The organism is Sphingosinicella sp. SM1-17 (assembly GCF_056821765.1).
The window spans coordinates 470,073-483,268 of the sequence record NZ_JBPDIO010000001.1 but is presented as its reverse complement, the minus strand read 5'-3'; the positions used below and the strand labels follow the sequence as shown (position 1 = coordinate 483,268).

Annotated in this window: 13 protein-coding genes; 8 read left to right on the top strand and 5 right to left on the bottom strand. The window is 65.1% G+C overall.

Annotated features, from left to right (window positions below):
- Window positions 1-100: 100 nt before the first annotated feature.
- The 5 genes from ACRYLT_RS02570 to ACRYLT_RS02550 all read left to right on the top strand — a co-directional run bounded on the left by ACRYLT_RS02570 (window position 101) and on the right by ACRYLT_RS02550 (window position 7,416).
- The gene (locus ACRYLT_RS02570) at window positions 101-934 is read left to right on the top strand and encodes an ImuA family protein (RefSeq protein WP_482662547.1); all 834 of its coding nucleotides are present in this window, start codon (window positions 101-103) and stop codon (window positions 932-934) included.
- Entirely contained in the window at window positions 852-2,531 is a 1,680-nt protein-coding gene (locus ACRYLT_RS02565; RefSeq protein ID WP_482662546.1) for a DUF6504 family protein, read from the top strand. Before ACRYLT_RS02570 ends, ACRYLT_RS02565 begins: the two co-directional genes overlap by 83 nt.
- Window positions 2,528-5,752, top strand: coding sequence for an error-prone DNA polymerase (locus ACRYLT_RS02560; RefSeq protein WP_482662545.1), 3,225 nt, complete (start codon window positions 2,528-2,530; stop codon window positions 5,750-5,752). The genes ACRYLT_RS02565 and ACRYLT_RS02560 overlap by 4 nt, the downstream gene beginning before the upstream one ends.
- A gap of 80 nt (window positions 5,753-5,832) precedes the next feature.
- Window positions 5,833-6,255, top strand: a complete 423-nt coding sequence (locus tag ACRYLT_RS02555) for a hypothetical protein (protein WP_482662544.1) — start codon at window positions 5,833-5,835, stop codon at window positions 6,253-6,255.
- A gap of 72 nt (window positions 6,256-6,327) precedes the next feature.
- Window positions 6,328-7,416, top strand: coding sequence for an MBL fold metallo-hydrolase (locus ACRYLT_RS02550; RefSeq protein WP_482662543.1), 1,089 nt, complete (start codon window positions 6,328-6,330; stop codon window positions 7,414-7,416).
- On the opposite strand, the gene ACRYLT_RS02545 is transcribed toward ACRYLT_RS02550, so the two are convergent.
- From ACRYLT_RS02545 to ACRYLT_RS02530, 4 genes are all read right to left on the bottom strand, one after another.
- The gene (locus ACRYLT_RS02545) at window positions 7,413-7,811 is read right to left on the bottom strand and encodes a VOC family protein (protein WP_482662542.1); all 399 of its coding nucleotides are present in this window, start codon (window positions 7,809-7,811) and stop codon (window positions 7,413-7,415) included. The two genes, ACRYLT_RS02550 and ACRYLT_RS02545, sit on opposite strands and share 4 nt — an antisense overlap.
- Entirely contained in the window at window positions 7,808-8,239 is a 432-nt protein-coding gene (locus ACRYLT_RS02540; protein WP_482662541.1) for a DUF3617 domain-containing protein, read from the bottom strand. Before ACRYLT_RS02540 ends, ACRYLT_RS02545 begins: the two co-directional genes overlap by 4 nt.
- Before the next feature lie 74 nt (window positions 8,240-8,313).
- Window positions 8,314-8,760: a DUF3617 domain-containing protein gene (locus ACRYLT_RS02535; RefSeq protein ID WP_482662540.1), complete on the bottom strand. Its 447-nt coding sequence runs from the start codon at window positions 8,758-8,760 to the stop codon at window positions 8,314-8,316.
- Between the two features lie 192 nt (window positions 8,761-8,952).
- Entirely contained in the window at window positions 8,953-9,480 is a 528-nt protein-coding gene (locus ACRYLT_RS02530) for a DUF3617 domain-containing protein (protein WP_482662539.1), read from the bottom strand.
- A 109-nt stretch (window positions 9,481-9,589) separates the two neighbouring features.
- On the opposite strand from ACRYLT_RS02530, the gene uvrB reads away from it, so the two are divergent.
- Window positions 9,590-11,791, top strand: a complete 2,202-nt coding sequence (gene uvrB, locus ACRYLT_RS02525; RefSeq protein ID WP_482662538.1) for an excinuclease ABC subunit UvrB — start codon at window positions 9,590-9,592, stop codon at window positions 11,789-11,791.
- Window positions 11,792-11,847: 56 nt separating this feature from the next.
- The gene (locus ACRYLT_RS02520) at window positions 11,848-12,537 is read left to right on the top strand and encodes a 2OG-Fe(II) oxygenase (RefSeq protein ID WP_482662537.1); all 690 of its coding nucleotides are present in this window, start codon (window positions 11,848-11,850) and stop codon (window positions 12,535-12,537) included.
- A gap of 36 nt (window positions 12,538-12,573) precedes the next feature.
- On the opposite strand, the gene ACRYLT_RS02515 is transcribed toward ACRYLT_RS02520, so the two are convergent.
- Window positions 12,574-12,780, bottom strand: coding sequence for a dodecin (locus ACRYLT_RS02515; RefSeq protein WP_482662536.1), 207 nt, complete (start codon window positions 12,778-12,780; stop codon window positions 12,574-12,576).
- A 196-nt stretch (window positions 12,781-12,976) separates the two neighbouring features.
- On the opposite strand from ACRYLT_RS02515, the gene ACRYLT_RS02510 reads away from it, so the two are divergent.
- Window positions 12,977-13,195, top strand: a complete 219-nt coding sequence (locus ACRYLT_RS02510; protein WP_482662535.1) for a hypothetical protein — start codon at window positions 12,977-12,979, stop codon at window positions 13,193-13,195.
- Window position 13,196 lies beyond the last annotated feature (1 nt).

Here is a 13,196-nt window from a genome sequence, read left to right as displayed (position 1 = left end):
CGGTCCGGCGGCGGCGAATTGGACGGGGAATAAGCCGCGCCAGCCTTGACTCGGGCTGAATGGAAGCGGAACATATTGCGAACAAATGAGTCCGAGTCGCATGTCCGCTTCACCTGTCACCGACGATCGTCTCGCCCGCTTGCGGGCTCAGATTCACGCCATCGAAAATGCTGGCCGCAAGTCGGATCGGCCGAACCTGCCCTTCGGTCTGGAGGCGGTGGACAGCCGACTTGCCCAGGGTGGGCTGCCATTGAATGCCCTTCACGAGGCGGCGCCGGCGGCCCCCGTGCTCGGCGACGAGGCAGCGGCAACCCTGTTCCTCGCCGGCCTTGCCGCGCGCCTGTCGCGGGCGGAAGGAAAGGGACAGGTGCTCTGGGTACTTTCGCGGCGCGGTCTGTTCGCGCCGGCGCTGGCCCAGGCCGGGCTGACTCCCGACCGCGTGCTTTATGCCGAGTGCCGCGACGATTCGGAGGTTCTGAACGTGATGGAGGAATCGCTTCGCCACGGCAGTCTCTGCGCGGTCGTCGGCGAAGTCTCGCGCGCCGCCATGGCGTGCGCGCGCAGGCTCCAGCTCGCCGCGGAGGAGGGGGGCACCACTGCCTTGCTGCTCCGCCACTGGCGCAAGGCAGGAGGCGATCCGCTCGCTGCTCCGTCGAACGCCATGACCCGCTGGCGGATCGGTTTCGCTCCGAGCCGGCCGCTTGCGTCGAAGATGTCGGAAGGCGAGGACCATCCCGTCTTCGACCAGGCGGGCGGGGCGGCGGACGTCGAGTTCGGCCGTGCCCGATGGCGCGTCACTCTCGCCCGTCAGCGCGGCGGGCCGGGTCATGAATGGATATTGGAGGCTCCCGATGCCGAGGCTCGCCTCGCTCTTCCTGCCCGATCTGGCAATCGACCGGATCAGGCGGATGGAGCGGCCGCCATCGCCGCCTGAACCCAAGCCAGCCAAGGCCGCACGGCTCTTCGCCATTCAGGATCTGCCGTCGGGTGACCGGATCGCCGATTGTTCCTGCCCCCGCGGCGGCGGCTGGCGGCCGGGGGCGCGCTGGGCAAGGGAAAAGGAGAGCGAGGCTCTCCTGCCGCGGGCAGATGGTGCCGGAGCGCTCGTGACAGCGCATCGGCAGGGAAATCAGGACGTGCTCGCCGCGGTATCGCCGCACCCTCGTTCACTGGGCCTCGCTCCGGCCATGCCGCTAAGCAAGGCCCGAATCCTGGTTCCCGGCCTCGACGTTCGGCCGGCCGACCCCGAGGGTGACGCCGCCTGGCTCGCTCGGCTCGGACTGTTCGCGGCGCGCCGCTGGACTCCTCGCGCGGCTCTGTCGGGCGCCGACGGGCTCTGGCTCGACCTGACCGGGGTCACCCATTTGTTCGGCGGCGAACGGCGCATGTCCGAACGCATCCTCGCTTTCGTGAATCGGCTCGGGTTCACCGCCCGGATCGCCGTCGCCGGTACGCCCGCCGCTGCGCACGCGCTCGCCCGTTTCGGCGGCGATCCGCTCATCCTCTGCCCTTCGGGACGCGAAGCCGAGGCGATCGCGTCCATGCCGCTGGCGGCGCTTCGTCTCGACGAGTCGGTGCTCAACGCCGCTCATCGGCTCGGTCTGGAAAGAGTGAGCGAGCTGCTTTCGATGCCTCGAGCGCCGTTGCAGCGCCGCTTCGGCGCAACGCTTCTTCGGCGCCTCGATCAGGCTCTCGGCCGAGCGCCGGAGCCGTTCGATCCAATCGTTCCGGAAGAGCCTCCCTCGGTCCTGTTGCGCTTCATGGAGCCGATCGCCACCGCCGAAGCCATTGCCGAGGCGCTCGGCGAAGCCGTCCGCCGCCTCGTTCCCCTGCTTTCAGAAGCAGGGCTCGGTGTCCGGCGCCTGGCCTTCGCCTGCCAGCGGCTCGACAATAGCGAACAGCACCAGACCGTCAGTCTCGCCCGCGCAAGCCGGGACGGCGATCACCTGCACCGGCTTTTGTGTGCCAGGATCGAGAAGATCGAACCCGGCTTCGGGATCGAGCGTCTTCGGCTGCTGGCTGAGCGAGTCGAGCCGCTGGCGCCGCAGGCGATCGAAAGCGCGCTCGCCGGCGAGGACCAGCCGCCGGACCTCAGTCTGCTGGTCGATCGCCTCGTCGTTCGCCTCGGTCAGAATCGCCTGTTTCGACTGACCGCGCTCGAAAGCGACCTTCCGGAGCGAAGCGTCACCCGCGCCGGCCCGCTGGCGGAGACGGCAAGCTGGCCCGACTGGCCTCGTCCCATTCGCCTCATTTCGCCGCCGGAGCCGGTCGATCAGGTCCTGTCCGTTCTCCCCGACGGCGCTCCCTTGCGCTTCCGGTGGCGCGGCAAGGCCTATCGGGTCACTGCCGCTGACGGGCCCGAGCGCCTTTACGGCGAATGGTGGCGAAGCCCGACCGAGCGGGATTCCGTGCGGGACTATTTTCAGGTCGAGGCCGAAGAGGGCGCTCGCTTCTGGCTCTTCCGCAAGGGCGATGGCGAGAATCCCGTGACCGGAGCGATGAGCTGGCACATGCACGGAGTGTTCGCATGACCTATGTCGAGCTCCAGGCTGCAACGCATTTCAGCTTCTTGCGCGGGGTTTCCAGCGCGGAGGAACTGTTCTCGGCTGCGGCTCTGCTCGGTTATCCGGCGCTCGGAATCGTCGATCGCAACACGGTCGGCGGACTCGTCAAGGCGCTTAGGGCATCCGATGCCACCGGAGTGAGGCTCGTTGCCGGATGCCGCCTCGACCTGATGGACGGCAACTCGCTTCTGGTCTGGCCGGAGGACCGCGGCGCCTGGTCGCGCCTTACCCGGCTGCTTACCACCGGCAAGAATCGGGTGGACCGGAAAAAGGGTGAAAAGGGGCAATGCTTCCTCCACTGGGAGGATGTCGCCGCCTGGAGCGAGGGGCTGATCGCCGCGCTCGTTCCCGACGAAGCCGACCAGGTCACCGAAACGGCGCTCGCCCAGATGGCCGACATTTTCGGACCTCGCGGCCATCTCGCACTCACCCATCGGCGCCGCCCGGGTGAGGTGAAGCGCCTGCACGCGCTGGACCGGCTCGCCCGTCGCTACGGACTGCGCGGCCTCGCAACCGGTGACGTCCTTTACGACAGTCCCGCCAAGCGCATGCTCCAGGACGTCGTCACCGCAATCCGGGAGCATGTCACGATCGACGAGCTCGGCTTCCGACGCGAACGCTTCGCCGACCGCCATCTCAAGAGCCCGAAGGAGATGGAGCGCCGGTTCAGAGACTTTCCCGACGCGATCCGGGCCACCGCCGAGATCGCCGAACGGTGCACCTTCTCGCTGAGGGAGTTGAGCTACCAATATCCCGACGAGATCGTGATGACTCACCGCTCGCCGCAGAAGGCGCTCGAACGGCTGTCCTGGATGGCGCTGAACGGCCTGTTCGAAGGCAGGCCGCCGCAAGCCTATCGCAAGCTCCTGACCCATGAGCTGAAGCTGGTCGAGCGCTGGCGCTATGCGCCTTACTTCCTGACCGTTCATTCGGTCGTTCAATATGCGCGCAGCCAGAAGATACTTTGCCAGGGCCGGGGTTCGGCCGCCAACTCGGTCATCTGCTACGTCCTCGGAATCACCTCGATCGACCCCGTCGATCACAAGCTGTTGTTCGAGCGCTTCCTGTCCGACGACCGCGACGAGCCGCCGGACATCGACGTCGATTTCGAGCATGAACGACGCGAGGAAGTGATCCAGTGGATCTACGAAACCTACGGCCACAATCATGCCGCCCTGGCCGCGGTGGTGAGCCGCTACCGCACCCGCGGCGCGGTTCGCGAGGTCGGCAAGGTCCTGGGCCTGTCCGAAGATCTGACGGCTTCATTGTCGGGGCAGGTCTGGGGCTGGTCCAATGAAGGGATCGCTGAACGGCATGTCGCCGAACTTGGCCTCGACAGGGACGATCCGCGGCTCGCCTTGACGCTCGAACTCAGTCGGCAGCTGATCGGCACGCCCAGGCATCTTTCCCAGCATCCCGGGGGATTCGTTCTGACTCGCGACCGGCTCGACGAGCTCGTCCCGATCGAACCGGCGGCGATGGAAGACCGCCAGGTCGTCGAATGGGAGAAGGACGATCTCGAAGAATTGAAGATCATGAAGCTCGACGTTCTTGGATTGGGCATGCTCGGCTGCATGCGGCGCGCCTTCGATCTGCTCGCCGAGCATAAGGGGCAGCGCCTGACCCTCGCTTCGCCCGAGATGCAGAAGGACGATCCGGCTGTCTTCGAAATGATCTCCAACGCCGACACGATCGGCGTCTTCCAGATCGAGAGCCGGGCGCAGATAGCGATGCTGCCGCGCCTCAGGCCCAAGGAATTTTACGACATCGTCATTCAGGTGGCGATCGTCCGGCCCGGGCCGATCCAGGGCAACATGGTTCATCCCTATCTCCGCCGCCGGGAGGGAAAGGAGGCCGAGGAATATCCTTCAAGGCAATTGTACGAGGTCCTCCACAGGACCAAAGGCGTGCCGCTTTTTCAGGAGCAGGCGATGAAGGTGGCGATCGTCGGAGCCGGCTTTTCACCGGCCAAGGCCGACGCGCTGCGCCGCTCGATGGCCACGTTCAAGACGACCGGCGGAGTCAGTCATTTTCACGACGAGATGGTCGAAGGAATGGTCCGGAACGGCTATGACCGAGACTTCGCCGAGCGAACGTTCAAGCAGATCGAAGGCTTCGGCAGCTACGGTTTCCCGGAAAGCCATGCCGCCAGCTTCGCCAAGATCGCCTACGCTTCGTCCTGGATGAAGCATTACCATCCGGAAATCTTCTGTGCCGCACTGCTCAATGCCCAGCCAATGGGCTTTTACGCCCCGGCCCAGCTCGTCCGCGACGCCCTCGATCATGGCGTCGAGGTGCGTCCGGTCTGCGTGAGTTCCAGCCGCTGGGACTGCACGCTCGAACGAGGCGAAGGAAAATATCTTCCGCTTCGCCTCGGTCTCCGAATGGTCAGGGGACTGTCCAACGATCATGGTGCGAGGATTGCCGCCGCCGCCATGGACTCGCCTTTCCAGTCGGTCGAGGACGTGTGGCGTCGATCTGGCGTGCCGGTGGCGGCGCTCGAGAAGCTGGCCGACGCCGATGCCTTTCATTCGCTCGGACTCGATCGACGCCAGGCGCTATGGCGGGTGCGGGGATTGGGACAGGCGCCGCTGCCTCTGTTCGCGGCGGCCGAGGCGCGGGACAACGAACCGGCGGTGGCTCTCAATCCCCTGACCGAGGGACGCGAGGTGATCGAGGACTATCGCGCCGTACAGCTCTCGCTGCGCAATCACCCGGTCGCTTTCGTTCGTGTCGAACTGGAGCGGCAGGGCGTCGTCCCGGCCGCCCGGTTCCAGGAACTGAAGGACGGGGCGAAAGTCGCCGTTGCCGGGATCGTGCTGATTCGCCAGCGGCCGGGCGAAGGCAACGTTACTTTCCTGACGATCGAGGACGAATCGGGAATTGCCAATGCGATCGTCTGGCAGCGCATTTTCGAGCGCCACCGCCGGATCATCCTGGCCTCGCCGATGATCGCGGTGTTCGGCACCTTGCAGCGCGAGGGACAGGTGACGCATATCGTCGCCGACAGGATCGAGGATCTATCCGGGCTTCTTCGCCAGGTCGGCGAGCGTCCATTTCCGCACCGCACCGGCCGCGGCGACGGAGCTCGCAACGGCTTCGACCCGCGCCATCGGAATAGTCCTGCGCCCCCGGCCCTGCCGAGTCGGGATGGCGGCATGCGCCTGAAATCCCGTGATTTTCATTGATACCCCAAGAGCTTCCATCTGACGGCGAATCCGTTCATTGATAAGCGGGCAGTGTCGCCCCGAAGATCCTGGAGAGTGAAATGCGTTCCCCCGTCCTGTTCCTGATCATCGTCGCCCTCGCCGCTCCCGCTGGCGCCCAGCGTCTGGGCGAGCGCACGACATCCCCAGCCGACATGGCGGCGCAGATGCGCAACAGCTCGCCGGAGGAGGAAATGCGGCAGCTGATCGCCGCAGCGGAAGCGCATCCGCTCGGAACCACCGAGAATCCCGTCCGGGTCGCCGGCCCCGAAGGCGAACGCGCCTATCTCGCGCGGCTGCGTTGCGCCGACGGCTCGCCCGTCCGGATCGGGACGCGAAGCTCGGCCGGAATCGGGGCTTTCGGTTCGGTGGTCGCTGCCTATGAGGTCGCCTGCGCCGGCCGGTCGGGCCGGATCGTCTTCGACATGTACCAGGAAGAATATGTCGAGACTCGAGCGCCTGCGGGTTTCACCGTCGTGCGCTGAGCGCTTGTCCCGCTTCGGCCCGCCGCTATGACAGGCCCGATGTGGGCGGCGCTGCGATGGCTTGGTACAGGCATGTTGTTCCTCGCGGCAGCGCTCTGCTTCGCGCCGACCGTGGTTCCGCCTTTCCTCGACCGAATCTATTATGAAGGCCCGGCGAGCGACCATTTCGATGGCGAGCGCTTCTTCAATCCGGACGGCCCGGCGCCGCCGACGAGCCGGGGCCGCCGCAACTTCTTCAGCCGCTGGTCCACGTCGCAGGAACGTGCCGTCTGGCCGGATCATGTGCCGGTCACGCCCAGCGTCCCGCCCCGGCGGGTCGAGGGCGAGGAGATGCGCGTCACCTGGATCGGCCACGCGACCGTGCTGGTGCAGACGGCCGGTCTCAACATCCTTACCGACCCGATCTGGAGCGAGATCGCTTCCCCCTTTCCGCCGATCGGCCCGAACCGGGTTCGAGCGCCGGGCGTTCGCTTCGACGACCTCCCGAAGATCGACCTCGTCCTGGTCAGTCACAACCATTACGACCATCTGGACCTGCCGACCCTCCGCCGGCTCTGGGAACGCGATCGGCCGCTGGTCGTCACCAGCCTCGGCAACGACACTATCCTGCGCAACGCCGGGATCGAAGCCCGGGCAGCCGACTGGGGCGAAACCGTTGCCGTCCCGCGACCCTGCGATCCTCGATCCGGGACAGCCGATTGCGGCGCGCGTACCGAAGTGATCGTCGAGCGCAACCACCATTGGGGCTCACGCTGGTTCACCGATCGCAACCGAGCGCTGTGGTCGGCCTTCACCGTGCGTCTGTCCGGCGGCAACATCTTTTTCGCCGGGGACACCGGCTGGGGCGACGGCTCCTGGGTCCATGAGGCGGCGCGCAATGGTCCGTTCCGGCTCGCGATCATTCCGATCGGCGCCTACGAGCCGCGGGACTTCATGCGCAGCCACCATATCAACCCTGAGGAAGCCGTCGAAGTCTTCCGGATCCTCGATCCCGTGCGCGCGCTTGGAATGCATTGGGGCACGTTTCAGCTGACCTTCGAGCCGATCGACGAGCCGCGCCAGAGACTGGCCGCGCTCCGACTCGAGCGCGGGATCGCGCCCGACCGCTTCATCGCCACGGAGGCCGGGCAGACCTTCGCGGTTCCGCCGCTCGGCCGCTAGGCCGGCCCGACCCGAAAGGCGCAGATCTTGTTGCCTTCAAGGTCGCGGAAATAGGCGCCGTAAAAGGCCCGCGGCCCCTCCGGCGAGCGGAGACCCGGCGCCCCTTCGTCGGTTCCGCCCAGCTCCAGCGCCCTGGCGTGAAGGGCATCGACCTTTTCGCGGCTGTCCATGACGAGGGCGATCATGTTGCCATTGCCGGCGACGGCAGGCTCGCGATCATAGGGGCGAGTGAGCGCCAGACCGGGACGGCCCCAATCCGTGCCCCACAAGGTGAAGCCTCCGGCTTCCTCGCCGAATTCCATCAGCCGCCGAGCCCCGATCGAGCCGAGCAGGGCATCATAATATTCGCGCGCCTTCTCGATGTCGTTGGTGCCCAGAGTCGCATAGCCGATCATTCTTCCCCTCCCTCACATTCGCCCACCTTGCGGCCGCTCGAGCGGAGCTGGAGCGTCATCGTAGCCCCGTCGGGCATGGGGCTGCGCATGTTCATGCGCATCTCGTAGCTGGCCGGGCCGTAGCGGCCGATCATGTTTGCGGTGGCGTTCGGGCAGATCATCGTCCCGGTCAGCCGGCCCTCGAGCATCTGGAAATCGCGATACTGGCATTCGCTGCTCTGCTGTGCGGCCAGGAAGTTGGCGCTCGGCCGCTCCGCTTGCTCGGGTGAAATGCAGTGGCGCATCGAGGTTCGGGGCCCGACCATTCGATTCCTGACCTCGATCGGCAGGTTTGGCGCGCTCACGTCCAGAACTTCGCTCCTCACCTCCCAGAGGCCTGGCTCGATCTGCAGTCCGCCGAGTTCGGCGGCCACTTCTTCGACGGACATGTTGCGCGGCTCCTCGCCGCCGCCACAACCCGAGACCAAGGCTGCGGCGGCAGCGAAGGCACCGACCAGGCGCACTAGCCGACCGGTGTTTCGCTCTGGTTGGCGCCTTCGCCTGCGGGCGAACATTCGCCCGTGCGCCTTGCCGTTACGCGGGAAGCAATCTCCACATCTCCATCGGCTGACAGGGCCGTTCGAACGTTTCGAGTGAACTCTGCCGTCGAACCTTGCGACTGACCTTCGGTGGCGATGGCGATCATTCCGTCCAGCCCCTCGCGCCTGCAGTCGAGAGTGACGTTCACTCGCCCATTTCGCACATAATAGGTGCCATAGTCGCAGTCATAGCCTTCGCCTGCGAAAAAGGCCGGCGGGAGCCGGTCGCCCGGGCCGACGCAAAGGCTCTCGGTGGCTCGGTCTCCGACCGCGGCGCTGATCCTGGGCTCGCCCTCGTCGACTGATCGGAATGCAGTCACCTCGGTGGCAAGATCCCACTGGCCCGGTTCCGGAGCGGCAGTGCTCGTCATCGCCTCGTTCTTCTCGCCGCCGCCTGCCCCACCGCAGGCTGTCACAAGGAGCAACGGGATCAAGCCAAGAATTCGCATATCGACACCCCCTCTGCTGTTATCCAGCGAGCGTAACTCGGCCGGTCGGGAATCTCTACAGCAAAGAAAAGGCGCCGGGACCGCCCCGACGCCTCTTTCTTCAGGCGGGAACGATCAACCGCCGGCGGGGCAGTCCCCCACCCGGCGAGCGGTCAGGTTGCCGGTCATCCGCATTGCCTGATTTCCAGCGGCTCCGGGACCACCCTGCTGCTCCGTGCTGATCCGGGCCTGCATCGAATTCGACGTGTAGCTTCCTTCCATCGTCATCTGAGAGGTCGCTCCACCGGGTCCGCTGCAGGTGCCCCTCAAGCGGATGGTTCCGCCGGAGAAGGTGTTCTCGCTGAACTCGCAATTCTGATTGCCTTCGCCGCTGACCATGTCCCGGGCGGGATTGGCGGCGTCCTCCGGCGTCATGCACGAACGGTTTGTCTGCGGCTGCCCCATCATCTGCTGCATCTGATTGGCGACTTCCGGTGGCATTCCGGGAACGTCGATCTCGCTGAACTGGATCGTCGTTTCCCACTGGCCCGGCTGGAGCGCGACCGAGCCTCCTCCTCCTCCGCCGCCAGCTTGTTCGTTGCCATTCTGGCTACCGCAGGCGGCCAGCAGCAGAGCCGCTGTCGCAGCTATTGCTTGCCTCATCCCATTCCTCCCTTTCTGCGTGGCAATGGAAGGCGCACCGCGACGGCGGCAACCGGCACCCGCCCATCCAACGCTAGCGTTCCGCCGCGCCAATGACCATATGCAAACCATGGGTATCGCCATCCGCACCAGCCTCGCAGAACCCGACGGCGGCGAGCTTTTCGTCCCTCACCGCCCGCAGCGCCCGGAAAAGGCCGAAGGGGGCAAGAGGTTAAGGATCGAGTCCGACTATGAACCGGCGGGCGACCAGCCTCAGGCGATCGCCGAACTGGTCGAGCAGATCCGACAGGACGAGCGCACCCAGGTCCTGCTCGGAGTCACCGGCTCGGGCAAAACCTTCACCATGGCGAAGGTCATCGAAGCGCTTCAGCGCCCGGCTCTGGTGCTTGCCCCGAACAAGATCCTTGCCGCCCAGCTTTACGGGGAGTTCAAGAGCTTCTTCCCCGACAATGCCGTGGAATATTTCGTCAGCTATTACGATTATTACCAGCCCGAGGCCTATGTGCCGCGCTCCGACACCTATATCGAGAAGGAGTCGAGCGTGAACGAGGCGATCGATAGGATGCGCCATTCGGCCACCCGGTCGCTGCTTGAACGGGACGATGTCATCATCGTCGCTTCCGTTTCGTGCCTTTACGGCATTGGCTCGGTCGAGACCTACTCGGCCATGACCTTCAGCCTCAAGAAGGGACAGTCGGTCGACCAGCGGGAGATCGTGCGCAAGCTCGTCGCGCTCCAGTACAAGCGCAACGACCAGGCGTTCGCCCGCGGCAATTTCCGGGTCCGGGGCGACAATCTCGAAATCTTCCCGTCCCACTATGAGGACATGGCCTGGCGGATCGGCTTTTTCGGAGACGAGATTGAGGAGATCGTCGAGTTCGACCCGCTGACCGGCAAGAAGATTGCGAGTCTCGACTATGTGAAGGTCTATCCCAATTCGCACTACGTGACTCCGGGGCCGACTCTGAAGCAGGCGATGGAGGCGATCCGCCACGAGCTGGATGAACGGCTGAAGGAGCTTCAGGCCGAGGGCAAGCTGCTCGAAGCCCAGCGGCTTGAGCAGCGGACCAATTTCGATCTGGAGATGATCGCAGCCACCGGCTCGTGCGCTGGGATCGAGAATTACAGTCGCTTTCTGACCGGCCGGCTTCCCGGCGAGCCGCCCCCCACCTTGTTCGAGTTCCTCCCCGAAAACGCCTTGTTGTTCGTCGACGAGAGCCATCAGACGGTGCCCCAGATCGGCGCCATGGCGCGGGGCGATCATCGTCGGAAGATCACTCTTGCCGAATATGGCTTCCGGCTTCCGAGCTGCATCGACAACCGGCCGCTTCGCTTCAACGAGTGGGACGCGATGCGTCCGCAGACGGTCTGCGTCTCGGCGACACCGGGGTCGTGGGAGATGGAACAGTCCGGCGGAGTGTTCGTCGAGCAGGTGATCCGGCCAACAGGACTGATCGACCCGCCGGTCGAGATCAAGCCGGTCGAAGACCAGGTGGACGATCTGATTGCGGAGGCCAAGGAGACGGCACGCAAGGGCTATCGGACTCTCGTCACCACCCTCACCAAGCGAATGGCGGAGGATCTCACCGAATTCCTGCACGAGGCCGGCCTCAGGGTCCGCTACATGCATTCCGACGTGGAGACTCTGGAGCGGATTGAACTGATCCGCGACCTCCGGCTTGGAGTCTACGACGTGCTGGTCGGGATCAACCTGCTGCGCGAGGGCCTGGATATTCCCGAGTGCGGCCTGGTCGCCATTCTCGACGCCGACAAGGAAGGGTTCCTGCGCTCCGAGACTTCACTGATCCAGACGATCGGCCGTGCCGCGCGCAACGTCGAGGGCAAGGTGATTCTCTATGCCGACACGATCACCGGATCGATCGAGCGCGCACTCAACGAAACCGATCGCCGCCGCGAAAAGCAGCTGGCCTACAATGCTCAGCACGGCATCACACCGACCACGATCAAGCGGAACATCTCTGACATCCTTGCCGACGTGTCCCAGCGCGATGCGGTGCTCGTCGATACAGGCGACGAAGAGGCGCCGCACCTCGTCGGCCACAACCTTCGGGCCTATGTCGAGGATCTGGAAGCGCGGATGCGGAAGGCTGCAGCCGATCTCGAGTTCGAGGAAGCCGCTCGCTTGCGCGACGAGATCCGACGATTGGAGAATGACGAACTCGGCCTTCCGGACGCGCAAAGGAAGGCGCCGCTGCTGGGAAATTCCACCGAAGGCAAGCCTGGCACTCGCAAGACCCGTTTTGGCAAGCAGCAGTCGATTCGAATGGGACGCCGGGCAAGAGGGCGATAGAGGTTCAAGCGCAAGCCGCGGGAAGGCCTCGAGCCTGGTTCGGCTAAGAACGGCTGATGATGTCAATCGACTGGACTGCCGCCGAAACCGAACTCGATGAACTTGGCTACGCGCTGCTGCCTCGGCTCGTCGATCCACTTGCCTGCGAGACCCTGATGGGAAGCTGGTCGGAAGCCGGAACATTCCGTTCCGAAGTGGTCATGGCAAGGCATGGCTATGGGGCGGGCGCTTACCGCTACTTCGCCTATCCGCTGCCGACTCTGGTCCAGGATCTGAGGACGCGATTCTACGCTCCCCTAGCCGGCATCGCCAATCGCTGGGCGGACGCGCTTGGAACCGGTCTCCGCTACCCCGCCGATCATGACGAGTTCCTCGAGCGTTGCCACAGAGCTGGGCAGACGCGGCCGACGCCTCTGCTCCTCCGCTACGGGACAGGCGATTGGAACGCCCTCCATCAGGACCGGTACGGCGACCAGGTCTTCCCGCTGCAGGTGGCAATTCTTCTCACGGAGCCGGAACGCGCCTTCACCGGCGGCGAGTTCATCCTCACCGAGCAGCGCCCGCGCATGCAGTCGCGAGCGCAAGTCGTGCCCCTTCGCCGTGGCGACGCGGTGATCTTTCCGGTTGTCGAACGACCGGTTCGAGGGAGTCGCGGCTGGCATCGCAGGGCGGTTCGTCACGGAGTCAGCCGAGTCCGGTCCGGACACAGGTTCACGCTCGGACTCATTTTCCACGACGCCCGCTGATCCAGCAGGCCCCAGCAACTCGCTGACCGACCGGAACTATTCCAGGGTGAAGCCGATCCGAAGCGTCACTTGATAGTGAGCAATTCGGCCGTCCTCGACGTGCCCGCGGGTGCTGACCACCTCGAACCAGCGTATTTCCCTCAGGGTCTGAGCCGCGCGACCGATCGCGCCCTGGATGGCATCCTCGACGCTGCTTGCCGAACTGCCGACGACTTCGACGACCTTGTAGATATTGTCGCTCATCCGCTCCTCCTTGCCTAAGGAACGGCAATTGCGGGGTCCCGTTCCACTCGCTTTGCCGAGGTCCGAGCAGCGAAGATCTTGAGGGCTTGCCGGCCGACCAGCGCGCGTGGTTCTCGACACCAGCGTGAATTCTTCGCACTTGCGCTCTTGTCGGCATTGCGCTTTCCTGCGGTTTTCACGGTACCGGAGATTGTCGATGATCGCTTCTGTGCTTGCCCTGATGCTTGTGGCCGCGCCCGCCGAACCGCCGGCGGAGAACCAGGAAGCTCAGGCCGAGGATCCGCAGGAAGAGCTTATCTGCCGTCGGCGAATCGTGCCGTCCGAACGCATCGGTCAACGCCACCGGACGATCAGAACCTGCAAGACACGAGCCGAGTGGGAGCAGGAGCGCAGCGGCAGCCGGCGAGGCGACTGAG